This window comes from Streptomyces megasporus (assembly GCF_000718985.1).
Classification (GTDB): domain Bacteria; phylum Actinomycetota; class Actinomycetes; order Streptomycetales; family Streptomycetaceae; genus Streptomyces; species Streptomyces megasporus.
In genome coordinates this window covers 193,021-216,334 of record NZ_JODL01000016.1, presented here as the reverse complement: position 1 = coordinate 216,334, position 23,314 = coordinate 193,021, and the positions used below count along the sequence as shown (strand labels likewise).

Below are 23,314 nucleotides of genomic sequence, written 5' to 3'. Positions count from 1 at the left end.
CGTGGAGGGACAGTGCGCTCCACCCGGCGATATCGCGGGAGTCGGGACGTCGCAGCGGTCCCCGGGTCCGCTCCGTCCTCACCCGCTCTGAACTGGGCCTACGGGAGGCGCGCTCGCGAAACGGCGTAGGAGAGAATCGATTCTTGTGAGTGCTGCGATGCGAGGCCGGGCCCCTGATCGCCTGTGCGCCGAGGCGGTTGAACTGGCTCGGGAGGCGGCGGAGGAGGCCGCTTTCCCGGGCAAGGTCGGGGACCATCTGGGTGCCGTGGCCGACGGGGACCGCGTCGTCACACACTTCTTTGAGTGCCTGGAGTCGGGCTACCGCGGCTGGCGGTGGGCCGTCACGGTGGCACGGGCCCTGCGGGCGCGGACGGTGACGCTGGACGAGACCGTCCTGCTGCCCGGTCCGGACGCGCTGCTCGCCCCCGAATGGGTGCCCTGGAGCGAACGTCTCCGTCCGGGTGACCTCGGCCCCGGCGACCTGCTGCCCACGGCCGCCGACGACCCGCGTCTGGAGCCGGGCTTCACCGGCGCGGACGCCCCGCCCCCGAACTCGGTCCTGTCGCAGGAGGCGGCCGAGGAGGGCGACAGCATCGCGGAGGCCGAGGACGCCGAGGTCGCCACCAACGAGCCCGGGGAGTTCCCGGGCGCCCCGGCGCGCGGCGGCATCGCCGCGGTCGCCGAGGAGATCGGCATGGGCCGGCCCCGCGTCCTGTCGCGCCTCGGCCTGCACGCCGCCGCCGACCGGTGGGAGGAGGCGTTCGGCTCCGGGACGCCCATGGCCCAGGCGGCCCCCGCGACGTGCATGAGCTGCGGCTTCCTCGTGCCGATGGCGGGCTCCCTGCGGCAGGCGTTCGGCGTGTGCGCCAACGAGTTCTCCCCGGCCGACGGCCGCGTGGTCTCCCTCGCCTACGGCTGTGGCGCCCACTCGGAGGCGGCTGTCATGCCCAAGACGCCCCGGCCGGCTCCGCCGGTGGTGGACGAGACGCGACTGGACGAACTGCCGCTGGACGGCGACTCGGACGGCCCCGACCGCACGGGCGATTCCGACGGCACGGACGGCGCGGACGGCGAAGACAAGGCCGGTGCGACCGACGGGGACACCGAGGCGGGCGCCGACACGGAGGCGTGACCCGCACACGTCCCGCGGCTCTCGCCGCAGCCCCGCCCGGCCCGGCGTCCGGTTCGGCGTCCGGCCCGGTCAGACGATGCCGCCGTTGGCGCGGACGACCTGGCCGTTGACCCAGTGCCCCCGCGGGGAGACGAGGAAGGCGACGACCTCGGCGATGTCGGCGGGTGCGCCCAGGCGCTCCAGCGGAGGCTGGGAGGCCAGCCGGGCGACGGTCTCCTCGTCCTTGCCCTCCAGGAACAGGGCGGTGGCGGTGGGGCCGGGCGCGACGGTGTTGACGGTGACGTCCCGGCCGCGCATCTCGCGGGCGAGGATCAGGGTCATGGCCTCCACGGCGCCCTTGGTCGCGACGTAGGGCGCGTAGTTCGGGAGGGCCAGGCCGATCGCCGAGGTGGAGAACAGCAGGATGGTGCCTCCGGAGCGGACCCGGCGGGCCGCCTCCCGCGCCACCACGAAGGTGCCGCGGACGTTGGTGCGGTGCACCGCGTCGAGGGCGTCCAGGTCCACGTCGGCGACCGGGGACAGGTACATCCGGCCCGCCGCGTTGACGACGGCGTCGACGCCGTCGAACTCCTCCTCGGCCACGTCGAACAGCGTGGCGACGGCCGCCTCGTCGGCGACGTCCGCCCGGACGGCGATCGCCCGGCCGCCCGCCTCGTCGACGGCGGCCTCGGCCTCTCGGGCGTTGCCGGCGTAGTTCACCACGACGGCCCAGCCGTCGGCGGCCAGTCGGCGTACGGTCTCGCGGCCGATGCCGCGGGAGCCGCCGGTGACGATCGCGACGCGCGGCGCCTCGGCGGTGGGGCGGGGGTCGGTGGTCATGCGGGGCTTCCTTCCCGGAGTCGGCCGGGCCGGACGGCGAACCGCCGGCCTTCCTTCCCCTGCACTGTCGCCCCGCGGCCGGCCCGTTGCCACGGCTCTCCCCGGCCCGGGGGACGGCGTCCCCCGAACCGCCCCCGAATCGCCCCGGCCCGGCTCGCCCGACGGAGTGGTGGCGGGACGGGGCCGGGGCGCGACGTGCGGAAGGCTCCCGGCGGACGGAGCGTCCGCCGGGAGCCTTCTCCAGGGGAGGGGAGTGGTTCGGTGCGCTCGGTGCGCGCCCCCTAACGCGCGCAGGCGTCGAGGAAGCCCCGGAGGAGCCGGGTCCGGTGGACCTCCGAGCCGGCCGGGTCCTCCGGGTGCCACTGGACGCCGATCACCCACTTGTCGGGGTGCTCGGTCCCCTCGATCACACCGTCGTCGGCGTGCGCCACCGCCACCAGTCCGTCGCCGACCCGGGCGACGGCCTGGTGGTGTCCGGAGCGGACGGTGAGGCGGGTGTCCCGGACGAGGCCCGCCAGCCGGGTGCCCTCGGTGACGGTCACCTTCTCGTCGAGGAACATCGGCTTCCCCGGGCCGCCGCGGTGCAGCCGGTAGTCCTCGATGTCCGGTACGAGCGTGCCGCCGAAGGCGACGTTGACCAACTGCGAGCCGCGGCAGACCCCCAGCACCGGCCGGTCGGCGTCGACCGCCGCGCGGATCGCGGCGAGGGCGAACTCGTCGGCCCGGCGGTCCACGCCGTAGGAGTGGGGCGCCGTTTCGGCGCGTCCGTACAGCTCGTGGTGGACGTCGCCGCCACCCAGCAGGAACAGCCCGTCGTACCCGGCGACCCGCTCCGGATCACCGAGGTCCTCCAGCGGAGTGGAGGTCTCGACGAGCTCACAGCGGGCGCCCAGGTCGCGGAAGGCGGTCAGGGCGGTCCGGGTGAAGTTCCGGACCAGATCGGCGGTCTCGTCGGTCATGTCCGGGAAGTTCAGCGAGACCAGGACCGCGATCCGCGGCCCGTCGTTCCCGGCCGTGCCGCCCTCCGGCTCCACCTCGGAGCGGAGGACGACGGGGACGTCGCCGGGGAGCTTGCTTCCCTCTGCGTGGAATTCGGTCACAGCTTGATCCAGGTCGACTTCAGCCGGGTGTACTTCTCCAGGGCGTGCAGGGACTTGTCGGGGATTCCGAAACCGGACTGACGGTATCCGCCGAACGGCACGGTGATGTCGCTCTCGTCGTAGTTGTTGACCCACACGGTGCCGGCCCGGATCGCCCGGGCCATGCGGTGCGCGGTGGACAGGTCCTTCGACCACACCGCGGCGGCCAGACCGTAGTCGGTGTCGTTGGCCAGCCGCACCGCCTCGTCGGCGTCGTCGAAGGTCATGACGGAGAGCACCGGGCCGAAGACCTCCTCGCGGGCGATCCGCATCCGGGGCCGGGCCTCGAAGACGGTGGGCTCCACGTAGTACCCGCCGGTCTCCCGAAGGACGCGGTCGCCGCCCAGGATCAGTCGGGCGCCCTCCTCCACGGCGCCGTTCACGTACCCCAGGACCCGCTCCAGATGCTTCTCCTCCACCAGCGCGCCGATGTCGGTGCGCGGGTCGAGCGGGTCGCCGACGACGGTCTCGCGGCTCTCCTGGAGGACGAGTTCCAGCAGCTCGTCCTTGACGTCCCGGTGGACCAGCAGCCGCGACCCGGCGGAGCAGGCCTCGCCCTGGTTGAAGAAGATGCCGCTCGCGACGTACTTGGCGACCGTCCGCAGGTCCGGGGCGTCCGCCAGGACGACGTGCGGGGACTTGCCGCCGAGTTCGAGCGAGACCTCCTTGAGGTTGGACTCGGCCGCGTACCTCAGGAACAGCCGGCCCACCGGACCGGAGCCGGTGAAGGTGATCGCGTCGACGTCCCCGTGGCGTCCCAGGGCGGCGCCGGCGGTCGGCCCGAAGCCCGGCACCACGTTGAGGATGCCGTCGGGAACGCCCGCCTCGGTGGCCAGTTCGGCGAAGCGCAGGGCCGTCAGCGGGGACTGCTCGGCCGGCTTGAGGACCATGGCGTTGCCCGAGGCCAGCGCCGGCGCGATCTTCCAGATGGCCATCATCAGCGGGAAGTTCCACGGGACCACCGCGCCGACGACCCCGATGGGTTCGCGGGTGATGGTGGCCAGGGTGTCCCGGTCGGTGGGGACCACCTCGTCGTAGAACTTGTCGACGGCCTCGGCGTAGAAGGAGAGGGTCTGGAGGGTCACCCGGATGTCGACGGCGAGGGCGTCCCGGTAGGGCTTGCCCATGTCGACGCTCTCCAGGAGAGCCAGCTCCTCGGCGTGCTCCTCGACCAGCCGGACCAGCCTCTGGAGCACCTCGCGCCGCTTCCGGGGCGCCAGGTGCGACCAGACGCCGCTCTCGAACGCCTTCCGGGCACTGGCCACGGCCCGGTCGACGTCCTCGGCCTTGCCCTCGGCGACCGAGGTGATCCTCCGGCCGTCGCGCGGGGAGATCCGGTCGAACGTGGCGCCGTCGGCGGCGTCGACCGGCTTCCCGTCGATGTACAGCCGGTTGGGGAGGGACAGTGCGGCGAAGCGCTTCTCCAGCTCGGCGCGGGTGGCGAGGGCCTGTTCCTCCGGGGTCGCTGTCATGCTGCGCGCTCCTTTCGGGTTGCGGCACGTCGGTTCGCGGCGCGTTCGACGAGGTCGCGGAAGAGGGCGCCGTCCTGCTTGGAGGTGTCGAACAGGTCCTCCGGGTGCCACTGCACGGCGAGCACGTCCGCCGTCGTGTGCTCCACCGCCTCGACGCAGCCGTCGGTCGCCCGCGCCACCACGCGCAGGTCGTCGCCGAGCCGGTCGACGGCCTGGTGGTGGTAGGAGGAGACCTCGAAGGGCTCGGACCCCACCACGGCCGCCAGACGCGAGCCGGCCTCGGCCGTGACGGTGTGGTGGCCGTCGAGGTGCTCGACGGGGCCCTGGGCCAGGTGCTGGTTCAGGGTGCCGCCGCAGACGGTGTTGAGCACCTGCAGGCCGCGGCAGACGGCCAGGGTGGGCAGGCCCAGGTCGAGCACGGCCCGGGCCACCGCGAGGTCGAGGTCGTCCTGTTCGGGATGGTCGGGCCGGGTCTCGGGGTGCGGCTGCTGCCCGTAGCGGGCCGGATCGAGGTCCGACCCGCCCGGCATCAGCACACCGTCGAACCGGGCCAACCGGCCCGGCAGTTCGGGCAGTTCGGCGCGCGGTCCGCCGTGCAGGATCAGCGGTTCGCCGCCGGCCGCGAACACCGCGTCGCCCAGGGCCTCGGCGGCGACGGTGGCGGCGAACCGCAGGCCGGAGACGGACGCGGCGCGGCGGCCGACCACGGCGATGAGCGGCCTCATGCCCGGCCCTCCGTCCCGCCGGCGCCGCCGCCCGTCCCGTCGGACCCGCCGCCCGTCCCGCCGTCCGTCTCGTCGCCGAAGGGGTACTCCAGCGCCGGCAGCCACTCGGCCCAGGCCTTGGCCAGTCGGCCGTCGGCGATGATCCGGCCGAGCGCGCCGTCCAGGGCCGCCAGGTCCTCCGGGCGGTCCTTGGCGACGCCGACGGCCCAGCGGTTGCCGGTGCGGACGGTGAAGGCCAGCTCGTAGTCGGGGTGGTCGCCCAGCGGCACGAAGACGACGTCGTCGTCGACGACCGCGTCCACCTCACCGGCCTTGAGGGCCTTGAGCATGTCCCCGAACACGTCGTCGGAGTCGCCGCCGAAGGGCACGGTGATCGCGCCGTCGAAGGTCTCGGCCAGCGCCATGTTGGTGCTGCCCGCGATGGCGGCGACCTTCCGTCCGCGCAGGTCCTCGGCGGAGCCCACCGGATCGCCGCGGCGGACGAGCACGGACTCGTGGAAGACCGCGTACGGGCGGGTGAAGTCCACCTGCCGCAGACGGGCCTCGGTGACGCCCTGGCCGCACAGCACGCCGTCGGCCTCGCCGCGCCGCACGGCGGGGATCATCTCGGCCCAGGGCAGGAACACCCACTCCAGCGGGCGGCCGAGCTCGTCGGCGATCAGCTCGCCGACGGCCGGCTCGTAGCCGCGCCGCCCCCGGACGGGGTCGTTGGGCAGGAACAGCGGCGCGGCGTCGGAGTCGATGCAGGCCAGGCGGAGGGGCTTGGTCACGGGGTGTCCTCCGAGTACATCATGTGCTCCCAGTCGGTGACGACGCCGCAGAACCGGGCCCACTCGTCCCACTTGTAGGCGTAGTACAGCTCCGCGGTCTCCTCGCCGATGGCGGCCTTGACGACCGGGTCGGTGTTGAAGACCTGCAGCGCCTCGCCCAGGTTCAGCGGCAGCGGCGTGAACCGGGGGATGCCGGGGGTGTCGCTGTAGCTGGAGCCCTGCTGGGCCGGGCCCGGGTCGATCTTGTTCTCCAGGCCGTCCGAGATCGCGGCGATCAGGACGGCGTGCGAGAGGTAGGGGTTGACCATGGCGTCGGGGAGCTTGAACTCCAGCCGTCCGTTGGCCGACAGGCGCACGGTGCAGGTCTTGTTGTCCTTGCCCCAGTTGATCTGCGACGGGGCGAACTGGCCGGAGTCCCAGTACCGCTTGTAGGAGTTGACGGTCGGTCCCATGACGGCCATGGAGGCGGCGGCGTGGGTGAGGATGCCGCCCAGGGCGTGGAGGCCGGTCTCGGTGAGGTGCAGCTCCCGGCGGCCGGGCTCCTCCAGGACGTTCTCGTCGCCGCGCCACAGGCTGAGGTTGTGGTGGCAGCCGTTGCCCATCATGCCGGTGGCCGGCTTGGGCATGAAGCTGGGCTTGATGCCCAGCTCGCGGCCCACCTGGCGGCAAAGCTGCCGGTAGGTGATGAGTCGGTCGGCCGTCAGGTCGGCGTGGTCGAACATCCAGTTGAGTTCGATCTGGCCGGGGTCCTCGTAGTCGCCCTCGATCATGTTGAAGCCGAGGGCCTTGGCGTAGGAGGTGACCTTCTGGTAGATCGGGCGGCTCTGCTCCAGCAGGTCCACCCGGTAGGCCGGGCTGTCGTCGGGGCGGTGGTGCACCTCCAGGCCGGGGCCGGTCCAGGTCATCTCGGGCTCGCAGCCGGTGCGCAGCTCCAGGCCGGTGCGGGCGGTGAAGTCCTCGTGCAGCCGGATGAGGTTGCCGCGCACGTCGGTGGCGAGCGGCCGGCCGCCGACCTCGGGCCGGTGCTCGGGTTCGTAGAGGCGGCAGAAGAAGCGGCCGACGCTGGAGTCCCAGGGCAGCACGGCGAAGGTGTCGAGGTCGGGCAGCGCGGTGAACTCGGCGGCCTCGCTGCCGCCGCCGAGGAGGTTGCCGGCCCGGTCGACCTGGAAGTCCGCCATCACCGTGCGGTGCATGTTGACGCCCTTCTCCACGTTGCGGAGCAGGTGTTCGGCGGGCACCACCTTGCCGATGACGCGGCCGTTGATGGTCACGGCCTGGTAGTAGACGTACTCCACACCGGCGTCGGCGATGCGCTTCTGCACCGCCTCGATCGCGTCCCGGTCGGCGTTGCGCTCGCGGTGCTGGTCCAGAGCCGTGGTGGTGCCGGTCGTGATGGTGGTCATGTGTACCTCAAAGGGTCTCGCGGCGGGTCTTCGCCCGGAGCGGGGAAGGGGGAATGGCGGGAAAAGCGGCGAGGGGAAACGAGGAGAGACTGAAACGAGGAGAGACTGAGGAGAGACGAGAAAAGAGGGGGCCGGGTCAGGCGGCCACGGCCACGAGGGCGTCGAAGGCCCGGCGCAGCTCGCGCTGACGGGCGGGCGGCAGGTTGATCGCGACGGTGCCCACGTGCGTCGACCGTCGGTGGTAGGTGACGAGCACGCCGTCCGCGGGCCGCTCCAGGTCGCCCTCCTCCACCCGCACCTCGTCGGCGAGGGCGGGGGAGCCGAAGCTCTGGAAGCGCAGGTCCAGTTGGTCGCTCCAGAAGGAGGGGATCGGCGCGAACGGGGACGGGTCGGGTTCGGCGCCCGACAGGTCGGCGGTGAGGGTGGCCGCCGCGCGCTTGGCGGTGTCGGTGGGGATGGACCAGTGCTCGACGCGGCGGGGCACCTCGTCGAACAGGGGGTTGGGGAACCGGGCGACGTCCCCGACGGCGACGAACCGCTCGGCGCCGTGGCCCCTGAGCAGGTTGTCGCACAGGATGCCGTCGCTCAGGTCCGGCCCCTCGTTCCCCGCCAGCCACTCGGTGTTGGGGATCGAGCCGACGGCCTCGACGACGACGTCGGCGTCGAGGGTGCTCCCGTCGTCGAGTTCGACCCCGGTGACGGCGGTGGTGCCGAGGAAGCCGACGATGGACCGGCCGATGACGAACCGGATGCCGGCGGCCTCGTGGTGTCGCTGGACGGCGGCGGCCGGCGACGGACCGAGGACGCGCTGCATCGGCGCCCCGAGGGGGTCCACCACGGTGACCCGGCAGCCCAGCTTCAGGGCGGTCGCGGCGACCTCGCAGCCGATGAACCCGGCGCCGATCACCACGACGTCGGCGTCCGGCCGCAGCGCGCCGCGCAGCCCCACGCAGTCGTCGAGGGTGCGCAGCACGTGGCGTCCGGCCGACGGACCGGGGAGGTTCAGCCGGCGGGGGCGCAGCCCGGTGGCCGCGACGAGCCCGTCGAAGGTGACGACGGAGCCGTCCTCCAGGGAGAGCCTGCCCTGGGTCAGGTCGGCCTCCACCACCGGCAGGCCGAGCCGGAAGTCCACGTCGGCGACCGACGCCCGGCGGCGGAAGGCCACCTTGGCGTGGAGGTCGGCCGGCGAGGGGGCGCCCGGCTCGGAGAGCAACTCCTTGGAGAGCGGGGGCCGGTTGTAGGGGAGGTGCGGTTCCGCGCCGAGGACCGTGATGGGCCCGGTGTGCCCGGCGGCGCGGAGCTGTTCGGCCGCTCGCAGGCCCGCGAGCGACGCTCCGACGACGGCGACGTGTGCGGTCATGGCCGGTCTCCGTCAGCCCTCGATGAAGATGGCCTGGACGGGGCAGACGTCGGCGGCCTCCTCGACCTCGTCGCGCAGCGAGTCGTCGGGCTCGCCCTCGTAGACGAGCTTGCCCTCGTCGTTCATCTGGAAGACGGCGGGCGAGGCGATGGCGCACTGGCCGTGGTCCTGGCACAGCGACATGTCGACGGTGACCTTCATGGGGGTGTTCCTCTCGCTCTGCTGACGGTTGGGGGAACCGTTCGTGAACCGGTCAGGAGGCCGGAGTGAAGGTGAGGGGCAGCCGGATCGGGCCGGTGTTGCCCGAGTCGGGCAGCCACTCGGAGCCCTCGGCGATCTTCGGGTCGCGCAGGCGCTTGGCCAGCAGCGGCAGGGCCTCGCTCATGTCGCTGCGGGCGACGAAGTGGCCCAGGCAGTGGTGGGCGCCGCCGCCGAAGCCGAAGTGGGGCTTGCGCTCGGCGGTGATGTCGAAGGGGGAACCGCCGAAGACCCGGGGGTCGGTGCCGGCCGACTCGGTCCACAGGTGGATCGTGGTGCCGGCCTCGATCTCCACGTCCTGGAAGGTGAAGTCCTCCGCGGCCTCGCGGGTCACCCAGCGGGTGGTCGGGTTGACGCGCATGATCTCCTCGACCGCCTTGCCGCCCAGTTCGGGCCGCTCGGCGAGCAGGCGCCACTGGTCGGGGTGGTCGACGAAGGTCTGCATGGCCAGACCGAGCTGGTTGCGGGTGGTGTCGAACCCGCCGAAGATCAGCAGCACCAGACCGTCCCTCAGCTCGTCGTCGCTGAGCTTGTCGGTGTCGCGGCTGGCCTCCACGAGCCGGGTGACGAAGTCCTCGCGGGGGGTGCGGCGGCGGTCGGCGATCAGGTCGTCGGAGTACCGGTAGAGCCGCTCCAGCGCCTCCTCGATCTTCGGTAGGTCCTGGCGGAGGGTCACCCCCATGGCCAGGCCGATGGTGGCGGCGTCGGTGGAGATGACCTGCCACTCGTCCTCGGGGATGCCGAGCATGATGGCGATCACGCGGGCCGCGTAGGGCTCGGCGAACTCCGAGACGAACTCGCACCGGTCGGGCTCGGCGAAGTTGTCGATCAGCTCGGTGGCCAGCGCCTGGAAGCGCGGCACCAGGCCCTTGATCAGCTTCGGGGAGAAGGCCGGGTTCATCAGCCGGCGCAGCCGGTGGTGTTCCTCGCCTTCCTTGTTGAGGATCCAACTGTCCCACCACCGGGCGAACGGGCCCTCGGTCACGCCGTTGTGGGCGGGCCAGGCCACGCTCCCCTGGCGGAGCTTGGGGTGCTTGAGCAGCCGGTTGACCTCGTCGTAGCGCAGCACGGCCAGGCCGTAGTTGGTCCGGGCGTACCAACTGCGTTCCCGCGCTTCGTGCACGGCGGGGGAGGTGATCGAGAAACCCGGGTCGGCGACGTCGAAGTACGGGGCGACGTCGAGAGTTGTACCCGTCATGGAACTCTCCAACTCTCGGAGGGAGCTTTGCGAGTGGCCAAATACTCTAAACTTAGAGTTTGTTAGTCAAGGGGTCGTCGCGAAAAAGTTCGACCCCGTTCACCGGGGTCGCCGTGGACCGTTTGAAAGCCCGTTAAATCGCCCCTTTTGGGGAGCATGGCGGACATGAAGACGGGACCGCCGCGGTCGGATCGACCGCGGCGGTCCCGTCTTCTGTGTTCGTTTCCGGTGTGTTCTGTTTTCCTCTGGGGAGTGCCGGCTACTCGCGAGGAGCCAGGGCCACCACCCAGCCGCTGTCCAGACCGACCTCCCCCACCGCGGTGAAGCCCTCCTCCCCGGCCCGGGGCGTCCTCGGCAGCCGGGAGCCGATCACCCAGCGCGAGGTGTTCGCGGCGATCACCCGCCGCTCCGGGCCGACGAGCACCGCGTCGTGGGCGCCCCCGCGCAGCGCCGCCAGCAGGCGCGGCTCGAACTCGTTCACCCGCAGGTCGGCCCCGACCACGCCCAGGAAGGTCTCGTCGAAGACGGGGGCGGTGAGGGTGAAGACGTACCGGTCGGCGCCGAAGTAGTCCACGTACGGGCCGAAGACCGAGCGGTGGGAGCGATCGCGCCCGGCGGCGAACCACTCCATCTCGAAGTAGTCGTAGACGTCCACGCTGCTCGGGTCCAGGTTCAGTCTGAGCTGGACGAAGCCCGTGCCGCCGCGCTGCCACCACGTGAAGTGCCGGTCGCGCTCCGGCAGCAGCCCGGCCGCGGCGAAGAAGCCGAAGCCGTCCGCCGCGGGCTGCGCGTCGATCTGCTCGACGAGGATCGGCTTGAGGGCGTCCACCTCCCGCACCCCGAAGGAGCCGCCCTCGGCCAGTACGGCGCGGCGGCGGGCGACGACCTCGCCCGCGACGGTCTCCAGACGGTCGAAGACCTCCGTGAGCAGGGCCTTGACCCGTTCCAGGAGCATGTCCAGTTCTTCCGTGGCCATCATGGGCGGTCCGCCTTCCGGCGCGGCTACGTCGGGACACATGGGCGCCCCCCTTTCATTGTTCCGCCACTACCAGGTGCAGCTCGATCAGTCGGCGCAGGTTGCGCTGTACATGGCGCTCGGACAGGGCCCGAGCCCGTTCTCCGTCCTCCTCGGCGATGGCCGTGGCGATGGCGTGGTGGTCGGCGACCGCCTCCTCCAGCACGGCCCGGGGTTCGATCGGCAGCCAGAGCAGGGACGTCAGCTCGGCCTGGAGGTTCACCTCCAGCCGGGTGAGCCGCTCGGACTGGGAGGCCATCGCGACCTCGATGTGGAACCGGCTGTCGGCCCGTATCCGGTCGCCGTACTCCTCGGCCACCGCCAGTTGCTCGACGAGCTGGAGCAGCTTCCGCACACTCGCCGCCGAGGCGCGCTCCGCGGCGAAGAAGGCGGAGGCCCCGGCGACGGCGAACTGCTCGTCGGCCAGATCGCGGAGCTTGGAGACGGTGGTGGAGCGCAGCCGCTCCTCCAGCGGGTCGCGCGGCGGGTTCACCGGGCGTCGCACGAAGGTGCCGCCGTTGCGGCCGCGGCGGGTCTCGACCAGCCCCTGCTGCCGCAGGATCGCCAGCGCCTCCCGCAGGGTCATGGGGGAGACGCCGAGCTGGCCGGCGAACTCCACCTCGGTGGGAAGCTGCTCGCCGTCGACCACGAGCCCCAGCAGGATCGCCCTGCTGATGCGCTCCACGACCTCCTCCGCCCGTCCTCCCACGTTCAGCGGGGAGATCAGCGAGGTGCGCATCACCGGTGCGCCGCTCGTGGTCATGCGTTCTCGTCCTTTGTCATCCGATTGCTCCTCCTGGGTCCGCCGGTCGATCGTCACCCGAACGTCACCGGCCCGTCACCCGGGGTGTCGTCACCTGCGCGTAACAGCGAGGAGTCTTGTGCAATAAAAACTGGGCTTGTAGTTTTTCGCGCCATACCCGGAGCATCTTAGGGCCACCTCCACCCCCGGCCACCGGATCCAGGTGCGGACAACGAATTCCGCACCGCTCCGACGCTGCAGCACATCACATCGCTCCCCGTACATCCGCATGTCCTCCACCCTTTTCGGTTCGAGACGACGGGAGTCCGTATGAGTCCCAACGCCCCAACGGGACACCACGACAGCGACGCGGCACAACTCGCCTCGCTGGGCTACACCTCGGAGTTCAAGAGGGACATGAGTCCCTGGGCGAACTTCTCGCTCGGCTTCACCTACCTGTCGCCCGTGACCGCCGTCTACACGATGTTCGCCGTGAGCCTGGCGGTGGGCGGCCCCCCGATGATCTGGGCCCTGGTCATCGCCGGCGTCGGCCAGTTGCTGGTCGCCCTGGTGTTCAGCGAGGTGGTGGCGCAGTATCCGGTCGCCGGCGGCGTCTACCCCTGGGCGCGGCGGCTGTGGGGCCGCCGGTACGCCTGGCTGACCGGCTGGGTCTACATGATCGCGCTGTTCGTGACCATCGCCAGTGTGGTCTCCGGCGCGGGTCTGTACTTCGCCTCGATGCTCGGGTTCGATCCCACGGTCGACACCGTCATCGTCTGCTCGCTGGTGATCCTCGTGCTGGCTACGTTGATCAACTACCTGGGCACCCGGGTCCTGGCCATCGCCGCCATCATCGGGTTCAGCGCCGAGCTGCTGGGCGCCCTCGCGGTGGGCGTGTGGCTGCTGGCCACCGAACGGCACCACAACCTCGGCGTGCTCTTCGACAGTTTCGGCGCCGGAGACGGCAGCAACTACCTGTGGGCGTTCGCCGCCGCCTCCCTGATCGGCATCTACAACTACTACGGCTTCGAGGCCTGCGGCGACGTGGCCGAGGAGGTCCCCAACCCGGGGCGGACGATCCCCAAGGCGATGCGTCGCACCATCTACGTCGGCGGCGCGGCGGCCACCTTCGTCACCGTCTCCCTGGTGCTGTCGGTCTCCGACATCTCCGCGGTCATCTCCGGCGAGGACACCGACCCGGTCTCCGGAGTGCTCCAGACGGCCTTCGGCAGCGCGGGCTCCAAGGTGATCCTGCTCGTCGTGGTGCTGTCCTTCCTCTCCTGCGCCATGAGCCTGCAGGCCGCGGCCAGCCGGCTGGCCTACAGCTACGGCCGCGACGACATGATCGTGGGCAGCGGGCTGCTGCGGAAGTTCTCCCAGGCCCGGCGCATCCCGCCGTACGCCCTGGCGCTGGCCTTCGTCATCCCGGGTGTCATCGTGCTGGCCTCCAAGTTCTCCGAGGACGCCCTGACGAAGATCGTCAGCTTCGCCTCCCTCGGCATCTACCTGGGCTTCCAGATGGTGGTGTTCGCCGCGCTGCGCGCCCGGCTGAAGGGCTGGAAGCCCAGCGGCCCCTACCGGCTCGGCAAGTGGGGCCTGCCGGTCAACATCGCGGCCCTGGTCTACGGGATCACCGCCATGGTCACCCTCGCCTGGCCGCGCACCCCCGAAGCCCCCTGGTACGACAACTACATCGTGCTGCTGTCCGGCGCGGTGGTCGTGGGAGCCGGCCCACCGGGACGACACACGGGGGCGGGACCGACGCGACGGCGTCGGGCCCGCCCCGTGCCGCTCGACGACCGGCTCCGAGCCGGCCGGAGCCTCCTCGGACGGTGAGTCGATTCGTTCACTTGACGGCGACGACGTAGACGCTGCCCCACTGCCGCTTGGGGTCGGCGATGGCCGGATCGAACGGCCGGGGCCCGACGGATCGGAACCCGGCTTCGGTGAACAGCTACACCGGCTTCTCGTGGTCGTAGGCCCAGTGGTGGGGGGTGTGGGTGGGGTCGTCGTAACCGGGCGATCCGATGCTCATCGCGTAACGTCCTCCAGCGGCGCGGCAACATCGCCACCGAAGCCGGCCATGCCGGGCATGGGGCAGGTCTCGCCAGGGCCGTCTTGGAAGACCGTCTTGGAAGACGTGGAAGGCGCCTGTGAAGCAGCGTGGGCCCGTTCACGCGGGCATGTTCGTGAGGAGCCGGTCTGTTTCGTGCTCTCCCCGAGGACCTGCGGTAGAGCTGAGAGCTGACTTGCGGTCTCCGGTCCCTCGTCCGTGACACCTTCCACGACGGGAACGACGCACGCCGACGCGGCCCGGTGCGGAAGACGGGAGGAGCGCCGCGGCGCCCCTCCCGTCGAGTCCCGTCGGGAACGTGCTCTTGAGCCTCAGCGGAAGGCGGGGAGCCCCGTCATGGCCTGGCCGATGACCAGGGTGTGCATCTCCGGGGTGCCCTCGTAGGTCAGCACGGACTCCAGGTTGGTCATGTGCCGGATCACCGGGTACTCCAGCGAGATCCCGTTGGCGCCCAGGATGGTGCGGGCGGTGCGGCAGATCTCCAGCGCCTTGGAGACGTTGTTGAGCTTGCCGATGCTCACCTGCTCCGGACGCAGCCCCGGACCGTCCTTGCGGCGGCCCAGGTGCAGGGCGAGCAGGGTGCCGTTCGTCAGCTCGACGGCCATGTTCGCCAGCTTCTCCGCGCACCTCCGGCAGGACGGCGTCGGCGGGCAACCGCACCCCGTCCAGGACGAGTTCGCTGGTGACCGAGGCCCGCAGCGACAGCTTGTGCTTGATCAGCGGAGCGGAGAAGCCGGGGGTGTCGGTGGGCACCACGAAGCCGCGGACGCCCTCGTCGGTCTGGGCCCAGACCACGGCGACGTCGGCGACGGAGCCGTTGGTGATCCACATCTTGCGGCCGTCGAGGATCCAGTCGCTCCCGTCGCGGCGGGCGCGGGTGCGCATGGAGCCCGGGTCGGAGCCGTGGTCGGGCTCGGTCAGTCCGAAGCAGCCGATGGCCTCGCCGGCGGCCATCCGCGGCAGCCACCGCTGCTTCTGCTCCTCGCTGCCGTGCCTCCAGATCGCGTACATCGCCAGCGAGCCCTGGACGGAGACCAGGGAGCGGATGCCGGAGTCGGACGCCTCCAGCTCCAGGCAGGCCAGACCGTAGTCGACCGCGCTCATGCCCGCGCAGCCGTAGCCCTCCAGGTGCATGCCCAGCAGGCCCAGTCCGCCGAGTTCCTTGGCCAGTTCACGGATGACGGGCAGCTCGCCCTTCTCGAACCACTCGGCGACGTAGGGGTCGACGGAGGCGTCGCAGACCTGGCGGATGGCCGCCCGGACGGCCTTCTCCTCGGGGCTGAGCATGTCGTCGATGCCCGCCAGGTCCAGCGGATCGACCTTGGCGCGGGACTTCCCGGACTTCTCGGGTGCGGTGCTCATGGGGTGTGCCTCTCAGGACGTGAGGGATCGGTCGGATCGTATGGATCGGGGTCGTGTGGGTCGGGGTCAGGGGGTGGGAAGCGGCGGGGCCTCGGGATCGGAGAGCCAGTCCCGTACCGCCGTGTCGTGCTCGCCCAGCTCCGGCGGCGGCTGCGCCTCGCGGACCAGGTCGGTGGAGTAGGTCACCGGGTGCCGGACGGTGGGCGTGCCGCCCGACTCGGGGACGACCGTGGGGGCCAGCCCCAAACGCTCGGCGAGGGCGAAGCCGTCGGCGAGCGTGCCGACCTTCCCGGCGGGCACGCCCGCCCCGGTCAGCCGTTCCTGCCATGCGGCGCAGCCGTCGGACGCCAGCCGCTCCTCCAACGCGGCCACCAGCTCCTCGCGGTGGCCGACCCGGGCGGCGTTGGTGGCGAACCGCTCGTCCTCGGCCAGCTCCGGCGCGCCGAGCACGGCCGCCAGCCTCGCGAACTGACCGTCGTTGCCGCACGCGACGGCCAGCAGCCCGTCGCGGCAGCGCAGCGTCTCGTACGGGGCGATGGACGGGTGCCGGTTGCCCATCCGGCCCGGCGGGCGACCGGTCTCCAGGAAGCCCTGGGCCTGGTTGACCAGGGAGCCCAGCAGGCTGGAGAGCAGGTTCACCTCCACCCGGCAGCCGCGGCCGGTGCGGGCCCGGTCCGCCAACGCGGCCAGCACGCCGATCGCGGCGTCCTTGCCGGTGAGCACGTCCACCAGGGCCACGCCCACCTTGGTGGGGGCGCCGTCGGCCTCCCCGGTGATGCTCATCAGGCCGCCGGCGGCCTGGACGACGAAGTCGTAGCCCGGCAGGTCCGCGCCCGCGCCGCTGCCGAAGCCGGTGATCGAGCAGTACACGATCCCGGGGTTGTCGGCGGAGACCCGCTCGTAGCCCAGGCCCATCCGTTCCAGCGAGCCGGTGCGGAAGTTCTCCACCAGCACGTCCGCGCGGCGGGCCAGCTCCCGGGCCAGGGCACGGTCGCCCTCGTCGGCCAGGTCCAGGGTGACGCCCAGCTTGGAGCGGTTGACGCTCTCGAAGTACGTCGTGGACTTCTCCGACCAGGGCGGGCCCCACGAGCGGGTGTCGTCACCGGAGCCGGGACGCTCCACCTTGACGACCGTCGCCCCCAGGTCCGCCAGCGTCATCGTGCACAGGGGCCCGGCCAGCACGCGGCTGAAGTCGGCGACCAGGACGCCCTCCAACGGACCACCGCTCACGCCTTCCTCCTCTCGTCGGCGCCTTCGAGGACGCCGTCCACCCGCCGGGGCACGCCCCAGGGATTGTCGTCGCGCAGTGCCTCGGGCAGCGCCGCCGGCGGCACGGACTGGTAGGCCACGGGACGGGTGAAGCGGTCCAGGGCGGCGGCTCCGACGCTGGTGGCCTCCGGGCGGCTGGTCGCCGGCCACGGCCCGCCGTGCTGCTGCGCCCACGAGGTGGCCACGCCGGTGGGCCAGCCGTCCACGACGACCCGGCCGGCCCGCCGCGACAGCAGCTCCACCAGCCACGGCAGGTCGGGGTCGTCCGCCCCGGCGGACGCCACCGCCGCGGCCAGGGACGGCTGCAACCGGCCCAGCACCGACCGCAGTTCGGCCTCGTCGCCGTACTCCACGACCAGCGCCACCGGCCCGAAGCACTCCTCCAGCAGCCGGGAGCCGGCGCGCAGCGCCTCGGCGGGCGCGGTCAGGACGGTGGGGGAGGCGGCGAAGCCGCCGTCGGCCGCCGGCACGGAGGCCGCCGGCTCCGCGCCCGCCTTCACCAGGTCCTCCAGCCCCTGCCGGTAGGCCGCCGCGATGCCCTCGGTCAGCAGCCATCCGGGCCGCACCTCCGCCAGCGCCGCGGCGACCGCGCCGGCCGCACCGCTGCCGGCGGGGGCCAGCAGCAGGCCGGGCTTGGTGCAGTACTGGCCCTGGCCGAGGGTGAAGGACGCCACGAAGCCCTCGGCGGCCCGCGCCGTGCCCTCGCCATCCTCGCCGGCCGAGGCGGCGGACGGGGTGAGCACCGCCGGGTTGACGGTGCCCATCTCGGCGAAGACGGGGATCGGCACCGGCCGCCGGGACGCGCGCTCCACCAGCGCCATGCCGCCGCTCTGCGAACCGGTGAAGGCCACCGCCGCCACCTCGGGCGCGTCCACCAGCGCCAGGCCCGCCTCGAACCCGACGACCAGCGCGAACGCCCCCGCCGGGGCGCCGGCCCGGCGCAGCGCGGCCGACACCACCGAGCCCAGCCGCGCGCTCAGCAGCGGGTGCGCCGGATGCGCCTTGACCAGGACGGGGCAGCCGGCGGCCAGCGCGGAGCCGGTGTCGTGCCCGGCGACGCCGAACGCGAACGGGAAGTTGCTCGCGCCGAACACCGCGACCGGGCCCAGCGGCCGGTTCATGCGCCGCAGCTCGCCCACGCCGGTCGCCTCGGCGCGGTCGATCCGCACGTCCAGCCAGCCGCCCTCGGCGGCGACCGATCCGTAGAAGCGGAGTTGCGCCGCCGCACGGCCCACCTCGCCGCGCAGCCGCTCCATGCCCAGCGCGGTCTCGGAGTCGGCGAGCGCGGCGAGCTCCTCGGTGCGCTCCTCCAGCGCGTCCGCGACGGCCGCCAGCCGGCGCGCCCGTTCCGCCGGGGCGGTGGCGGCGACCTCGGCCGCGTCCCGGGCCGCCGCGGCCACGAGTTCGGACAGCTCCTTCGGGGCGGTGGCCCGCGGCCCGGGAGCCGAGCGACCGGTGCGCGGGTCGCGGCTCACCTCCACGGGAGAGAGATCAGGGGACATCAGGGGTGTCCTTCCGGGTGGCGTTTCCGGGTGCCCCCCGAACGCTAGGGGGCCCCGGGCCCGGAATTCCTTGGACGAATCGACCGGTACTCTCGTTTCTCGTACGGAACGCACAATCTCCGGATCTCCGGGCCGCATCAGCGAGGAGGGCCCGTGCCCGCGCTCGACGACCTCGTCCGCCTGCTGGGCGCCGACCTCGAACCCGTCGCCCCCGCCGACCCGCCCGCACGCGAGGTCACCGGCGTCCACGTCAGCGAACTGACCGACCCCACCCCCTACCTCGCGGGCGGCGAACTGCTGTTGACCACCGGCATGGGCCTGACCGGCCAGACGGCGCAGGCACGGGCGTACGCCGCCCGGCTGGCCGCGCACGGCGTCACCGCGCTCGGCATCGGTCTGGGGCCCGTCCACCGCACCGTCCCCGAGACCCTGCTCCGCGTCTGCGAGAGCGCCGGGTTGCCGCTGCTGGCCGTGCCCGCGCCCACCCCGTTCCTCACCGTCGCGCGCACCTACTGGTCGCTGACCGCGGCGGCCGGGCAGGAGGAGCTCAGCGCGGCGCTCGGCGCCCACCGCGACCTGGTCCGCTCGGCCGCCGGCCCCGACCCCGTGCGCGCCGTGGTCCGCACCCTGGCCGGCGCCGTCGAGGGCTGGGCCGCCCAACTCACCCCGCAGGGCGAGGTGGTGGAGGTCTGGCCCCGCGAACACCGGGACAGCGCGCGGCGGATCGCGGCGGAGGTCGCCCGGCTGCGGGTGGCCGGCCCCCACTCCTCGGCGACGTTCCCGCTCGGCGGGGACGACGTCGTCCTCCAGCCGCTGGTCGGACGGGGACGGCTGAGCGGCTTCGTCGCCACCGGCTGCCCCCGCCCCATGAAGGCGCCGGACCGGCAGCTCGTCCTCACCGCGTGCGCCCTGCTCGCCCTCCAGAGCGAGCAGCGCCGGCGCGACACCGCCGGCGCCCGCACCGCGCGGGACTGCGTGGCCCGGCTGCTGCTGGCCGGCCACCTGGACGCGGCCCGTGCCCTGGCCGCCGACCTCGGCCTGCCCGCCGTCGCCCCCCGCGTCCGGCCGTTGGGCCTGACGGGCTGGACGGACGCCGGCCCCGACGACGTCCTCGACGCCCTCGAACCCGCCGCCGTCCACGACGGCCGGCACCTGCCGGCCGTGGCCGAACCGGACGAGCTCTGGGCCCTGGTCGCACCGCGCGACGCCGACGCCGTACGGGACGCGCTGCGCCGCCTGACCGCCGAACGCCTTCCGAACCTGCGCGCCGTCCTGGGGCCCGAGACCGGACAGGCCGAACTCCGCCACCGCGTGCCGGTGCTCCGCCGTGCCCTGGCCGACGTCCCCGCCGGCACCCTGCGCGACCTGGCCGCCCCCGACGCGCCCGTCGCCGTGCGCCTGGACGTCCTCCTGTCCTACCGCCGCACGGACCTGGTCGGCGCGGTCGCCGCCTACCTCCGCCGGCGCGGCCACTGGGAGCGCGCCGCCGCCGACCTCGGCGTCCACCGCAACACCCTCCGCCACCGCGTCGCCACCGCCACCCGCCTGCTGGAGGCGGACCTCGACGATCCGGACGTCGCCAGCCGGCTGTGGCTGGCGCTGCGCGAGAACGGCCTGGCCTGACGGAGCGGGGTTGTGCTCTCACTCCGGTGAGGGATACTGGATAAACAGGGGCAAAATGTGTTGATGTGCACAGAGAGGCCAAGGTGAAGGGGCGTCGTGCCCGCCGGGTGAACGCCTGACGTTCTCGGCGGTCTCCGCGGCTGGGTACCGCCGTCGTGGGCCGGGCCCGGTGCCGATTGTCCTCTCCGATTCCGTCCGGCCCGGCTTCCGGACCGGGACCTCGGAGGCACGGGGCCTTGATGTCCGTGCACGTCACCCGTGGAAGGCGGGGTTCTCGATGTCACACACCACGACCCAGCGGCGGCGTTCGACCGGCTCTCAGGCGGTGGCGACCGGGCTGGTGATCTTCGCCGGCGTCATGCTGATCATCGGCGGCATTCTGGACGTGCTGCGCGGCATCATGGGCATCGCGGGGGACGAGATCTTCGTGACCACGCCGAACTACGTCTTCGAGTGGGACGCGACCGGCTGGGGCTGGACCCACCTTCTCCTGGGCGTGCTGGCCATCGCGGTGGGAGCGGGCCTGTTCGGGGGCATGCTGTGGGCGCGGATCGTGGGCGTGCTGATCTCGGCGGCCCTGTTGGTGGCGAACTTCCTGTCGTTGCCCTACTACCCGCTCTGGTCGGTCGTGTTGATCGCCTTCTACTTCTTCGTCATCTGGGCGCTCTGCGTCCACCAACGCGACACCATGTGACAGCCTCACCGGCGGTGCCGCCGAGGAGACCTCCCCGGCGCGGACCGGTGAGGGGCGAGGAGGAGCAATGAGCGACCGTCTGCCGCTCGCGTACGACTATCCGGTCCTGGGGGCCTTCTGGACCGTGATGTGGGTCTTCTTGTGGATCATGTGGCTGGTGCTGCTGTTCCGGATCGTCACCGACGTCTTCCGCGACCGCTCCATGAGCGGCTGGGCGAAGGCCGCCTGGCTGCTGTTCCTGATCCTGGTCCCGTTCGTGGGGGTCCTGGTCTACGTGATCGCCCGCGGCCGGGACATGGGCCGGCGCGAGGCACGCCACGCCCAGGAGCAGCGGGAGGCGGTGGACGCCTACATCCGTCAGGCCGCCGCCGGTTCCGGCCCCGGCTCCGGCGAAGTGGAGCAACTGACCAGGTTGTCGGACCTCAAGGCGCGGGGTGACATCTCCGAAGCGGAGTTCGAGCGGGCCAAGGAGAAGATCCTCCACTGACTCCCGTCCCCGCGTGGCGGTGGTGAGATTCCCGTGGACGGACTGCAGATCCTGCCGCTGGCCATCACCATGATGGCGGGCCCGCAGATCCTGTCGGCGATCATCCTGGTGACCACGCCCAGGGCGGTCCGGGCGTCCCTGGCGTTCCTGGCCGGCGTGGCCGTGGCGGCGACCGTCGGCACGGCGCTCGCGCGAGGGCTGGCGGCCCTCCTCGGGGGCGCGGTGGACTGGGGCGACCCCGCCGACGGCGGTTCGGCCGGCCGGATCGTCCAGTACGTGCTGGTGGGCCTGTTGGCGCTCGCCGCGCTGCGGAACTGGCGCCACCGCGCGACCGTCCGACCCCCCGCCTGGCTGGGCACTCTGATGACGGCGGGCCCGCGCAGGGCGTTCACCGTCGGCCTGCTGGTCATTCTGCTGATGCCGTCGGACATCCTGGTCATGCTGACCGTCGGCGTCCACCTGGAGCAGAGCGGCGCCGATCCCGGCGTGGCGCTGCCGTTCATCGCGCTCACCGTCCTGATCGCGGCGCTGCCGCTGCTGGCCCGGCTGGTGTTCCACCGGCGGGCCGAAACCGCCATGCCCCGCTTCCAGGACTGGGCCACCACCCACAGTTGGCTGATCAACATCGTCGTGTGCCTGGTCTTCGTCGTCCTGATCCTCTTCTGAAGGCCCGCGGAACCCGCCGACGGGCGCGCCCGCGCCGACGGCGCCTCCTTCGGCGCCCCGCGGTTCACGCCCCTTCGGGTGATTCCCCGGCGGCTTTGTCCGGCCTCCGCCCGACCCGGCGTGGTATCCGGGAACGTCGGGTCGGAGTGCCCGCCGGGACAGCCACTGCGTGCGAGCGGAGATGATCGAGATGGCCCGTGCAGGAGACGCACGGCGCGGCTCCGGCCGGAAACGGTCCGTGCGGCGGACCCGAACCGGCCACCGCCCCACCCCGGTGGTGCGACGTCGACCGGTGCGGAGACCGGACACGCCAAGTCCTCCGGGGGCGCGGGACGCCGGGTGGGCCTCGTCCCCGAAACTGCTTCCGGACCCCGCCCGCCGCGCCGGCGCCTGGTGTGCTCTCGCGCTGCTCGTCACCGGTGTCGCCGCCGTCGGCGTGTGGCTGTGCGTCACCTTCAAGACGGCCGTCACACCGATCCTGCTCGCCCTGCTCGGCACCGCGCTGCTCCGCCCGCTGTACCGGTGGCTGGTGACCAGGAAGGTGAACACGTCCCTCGCCGCCGGGCTGACCTGCGCCACCATGCTGCTGGTGGCGGGCGGAGCCGCCTCCGTCGTGGTGAACGCCCTGACCGAGACCGGCGCGCAGATCATCTCCGCGCTGCGGGCCGCGGCGCGGTCGCTCGCCGAGGAGTTCGGCCCCGCCGGAGCATCGCTGGACGACCTCGCCCGGAACGCCAAGGACCTGCTGTCCGGATTCGGCGGCACCGCGGCCTCCGGGGTGGTCAGCGGCGTCGGCGTCGTCGGCGAGGTACTGGCCATGGCCGTCCTCGCGCTGCTGCTGATGTTCTTCTTCCTGCGCGACTCCGGCAGGGCCCTCGCCGCGCTGCGCTCCCTCGCGCCACGTGGTTCCGAAGAGTCCCTGGAGGCCATGGCCCGCCGCGCCTTCCAAGCGATCGAGGGCTTCATGCGCGGCACCACGCTGATCGCCGTCATCGACGCCGTCTGCATCACCGTCGGGCTGCTCGTCCTCCGGGTGCCGGGCGCCCTCGGGCTCGGAGCGCTGGTGTTCGTCGGCGCGTACATCCCCTACCTCGGGGCCTTCATCTCCGGCACGGTCGCGGTCCTGGTCGCGCTCGCCGACCGGGGCCTGGTGGTCGCGCTGTGGGTCCTCGGCGTGGTGCTCGCCGTGCAGGCGCTCGAAGGGAACGTGCTCCAGCCGGTGATCCAGAGCCGAACGGTGCAGATGCATCCGGCCGTGGTGCTGCTGGTCCTCACGGCGGGCGCCACGGTCGCCGGAATCCTCGGCGTGCTTCTCGCGGTGCCGCTCACCGCCGCGGCGGGCGGTGTGCTGTCGGAACTCCGCAACCGGTATCCGGGGAACGCCGCGGGCGGCCGGGCCGGGGCGGCCACACCGCCCCGTGCCGGGTGAGTCCACGCGCCGTGCCGGTGCGCCGTGGGTGAGGACGGGGACGCGCGGCCCCGGACGCGCTTTGGCCGCCGCCCGTCATGACCCGTGCCGCCGGTTTCCCGGCCCGCCGGTCCGCAGTGCGGGCCGGCGCGCACCGCGCGCACCGGACGCAGTACCGTCGCCGCATAGAGGGAAG

20 protein-coding genes and 2 pseudogenes are annotated in these 23,314 nt (G+C 72.7%); 7 read left to right on the top strand and 15 right to left on the bottom strand.

All coding sequences use genetic code 11. The features are described 5' to 3' along the window. Positions 1–157 precede the first annotated feature (157 nt). Positions 158–1,132: a DUF3027 domain-containing protein gene (locus tag IF47_RS0115805; RefSeq protein WP_051717753.1), complete on the top strand. Its 975-nt coding sequence runs from the start codon at positions 158–160 to the stop codon at positions 1,130–1,132. 69 nt (positions 1,133–1,201) lie between these two features. Here the strand turns inward: IF47_RS0115805 and IF47_RS0115800 are convergent, their stop codons facing one another. From IF47_RS0115800 to IF47_RS0115750, 11 genes are all read right to left on the bottom strand, one after another. Further along, complete coding sequence (locus IF47_RS0115800; protein ID WP_031509428.1) at positions 1,202–1,951, bottom strand: SDR family oxidoreductase; 750 nt, start codon at positions 1,949–1,951, stop codon at positions 1,202–1,204. Positions 1,952–2,232: 281 nt separating this feature from the next. Beyond that, entirely contained in the window at positions 2,233–3,051 is an 819-nt protein-coding gene (locus tag IF47_RS0115795) for a gamma-glutamyl-gamma-aminobutyrate hydrolase family protein (RefSeq protein WP_245641128.1), read from the bottom strand. Continuing rightward, positions 3,048–4,562, bottom strand: a complete 1,515-nt coding sequence (locus IF47_RS0115790; protein WP_031509426.1) for an aldehyde dehydrogenase — start codon at positions 4,560–4,562, stop codon at positions 3,048–3,050. Before IF47_RS0115790 ends, IF47_RS0115795 begins: the two co-directional genes overlap by 4 nt. Next, on the bottom strand, positions 4,559–5,287 hold the full coding sequence (locus tag IF47_RS0115785; RefSeq protein WP_031509425.1) for a gamma-glutamyl-gamma-aminobutyrate hydrolase family protein: 729 nt from the start codon (positions 5,285–5,287) through the stop codon (positions 4,559–4,561). The genes IF47_RS0115790 and IF47_RS0115785 overlap by 4 nt, the downstream gene beginning before the upstream one ends. After that, the gene (locus tag IF47_RS0115780; RefSeq protein ID WP_051717752.1) at positions 5,284–6,057 is read right to left on the bottom strand and encodes a substrate-binding periplasmic protein; all 774 of its coding nucleotides are present in this window, start codon (positions 6,055–6,057) and stop codon (positions 5,284–5,286) included. Before IF47_RS0115780 ends, IF47_RS0115785 begins: the two co-directional genes overlap by 4 nt. Next, positions 6,054–7,460, bottom strand: a complete 1,407-nt coding sequence (locus tag IF47_RS0115775) for a glutamine synthetase family protein (protein ID WP_031509423.1) — start codon at positions 7,458–7,460, stop codon at positions 6,054–6,056. The genes IF47_RS0115780 and IF47_RS0115775 overlap by 4 nt, the downstream gene beginning before the upstream one ends. 136 nt (positions 7,461–7,596) lie before the next feature. Continuing rightward, positions 7,597–8,820, bottom strand: coding sequence for an NAD(P)/FAD-dependent oxidoreductase (locus tag IF47_RS0115770; RefSeq protein WP_031509422.1), 1,224 nt, complete (start codon positions 8,818–8,820; stop codon positions 7,597–7,599). A 12-nt stretch (positions 8,821–8,832) separates the two neighbouring features. Next, complete coding sequence (locus IF47_RS0115765; RefSeq protein WP_031509421.1) at positions 8,833–9,021, bottom strand: ferredoxin; 189 nt, start codon at positions 9,019–9,021, stop codon at positions 8,833–8,835. 52 nt (positions 9,022–9,073) lie between these two features. Beyond that, a complete protein-coding gene (locus IF47_RS0115760; protein ID WP_031509420.1) occupies positions 9,074–10,276 on the bottom strand; it encodes a cytochrome P450 in 1,203 nt (400 codons plus the stop codon). Between the two features lie 259 nt (positions 10,277–10,535). Further along, a complete protein-coding gene (locus IF47_RS0115755; RefSeq protein ID WP_037732683.1) occupies positions 10,536–11,255 on the bottom strand; it encodes a PDC sensor domain-containing protein in 720 nt (239 codons plus the stop codon). Positions 11,256–11,307: 52 nt separating this feature from the next. Further along, positions 11,308–12,054, bottom strand: coding sequence for a FadR/GntR family transcriptional regulator (locus IF47_RS0115750; RefSeq protein ID WP_211257221.1), 747 nt, complete (start codon positions 12,052–12,054; stop codon positions 11,308–11,310). A gap of 309 nt (positions 12,055–12,363) precedes the next feature. Here IF47_RS0115750 and IF47_RS0115745 point away from each other — a divergent pair, with 309 nt between their 5' ends. After that, positions 12,364–13,869 carry an APC family permease gene (locus IF47_RS0115745; protein ID WP_245641127.1) on the top strand — a complete coding sequence of 502 codons (1,506 nt, stop codon included), beginning with the start codon at positions 12,364–12,366 and terminating at the stop codon, positions 13,867–13,869. A gap of 10 nt (positions 13,870–13,879) precedes the next feature. Here IF47_RS0115745 and IF47_RS31550 read toward each other — a convergent pair. From IF47_RS31550 to IF47_RS0115725, 4 genes and pseudogenes are all read right to left on the bottom strand, one after another. Continuing rightward, positions 13,880–14,044, bottom strand: a pseudogene (locus IF47_RS31550) (class I SAM-dependent methyltransferase); the annotation flags it as partial. A gap of 374 nt (positions 14,045–14,418) precedes the next feature. Next, a pseudogene (locus IF47_RS27865) lies at positions 14,419–15,469 on the bottom strand (acyl-CoA dehydrogenase family protein). Between the two features lie 66 nt (positions 15,470–15,535). After that, positions 15,536–16,699, bottom strand: coding sequence for a CaiB/BaiF CoA transferase family protein (locus IF47_RS0115730; protein ID WP_031509416.1), 1,164 nt, complete (start codon positions 16,697–16,699; stop codon positions 15,536–15,538). Continuing rightward, on the bottom strand, positions 16,696–18,240 hold the full coding sequence (locus IF47_RS0115725) for an aldehyde dehydrogenase family protein (RefSeq protein WP_037732682.1): 1,545 nt from the start codon (positions 18,238–18,240) through the stop codon (positions 16,696–16,698). The genes IF47_RS0115730 and IF47_RS0115725 overlap by 4 nt, the downstream gene beginning before the upstream one ends. A 153-nt stretch (positions 18,241–18,393) precedes the next feature. Here IF47_RS0115725 and IF47_RS0115720 point away from each other — a divergent pair, with 153 nt between their 5' ends. The 5 genes from IF47_RS0115720 (at position 18,394) to IF47_RS0115700 (ending at position 23,139) form a co-directional block, all read left to right on the top strand. Further along, entirely contained in the window at positions 18,394–19,863 is a 1,470-nt protein-coding gene (locus IF47_RS0115720) for a PucR family transcriptional regulator (protein ID WP_031509414.1), read from the top strand. 277 nt (positions 19,864–20,140) lie between these two features. Next, the gene (locus tag IF47_RS0115715; RefSeq protein ID WP_031509413.1) at positions 20,141–20,557 is read left to right on the top strand and encodes a DUF7144 family membrane protein; all 417 of its coding nucleotides are present in this window, start codon (positions 20,141–20,143) and stop codon (positions 20,555–20,557) included. Between the two features lie 67 nt (positions 20,558–20,624). Next, a complete protein-coding gene (locus IF47_RS0115710; protein WP_031509412.1) occupies positions 20,625–21,044 on the top strand; it encodes an SHOCT domain-containing protein in 420 nt (139 codons plus the stop codon). Positions 21,045–21,077: 33 nt separating this feature from the next. Continuing rightward, complete coding sequence (locus tag IF47_RS0115705) at positions 21,078–21,710, top strand: GAP family protein (protein ID WP_031509411.1); 633 nt, start codon at positions 21,078–21,080, stop codon at positions 21,708–21,710. A 292-nt stretch (positions 21,711–22,002) separates the two neighbouring features. Continuing rightward, positions 22,003–23,139 carry an AI-2E family transporter gene (locus tag IF47_RS0115700; RefSeq protein ID WP_425423596.1) on the top strand — a complete coding sequence of 379 codons (1,137 nt, stop codon included), beginning with the start codon at positions 22,003–22,005 and terminating at the stop codon, positions 23,137–23,139. The last annotated feature ends 175 nt before the right edge of the window (positions 23,140–23,314 follow it).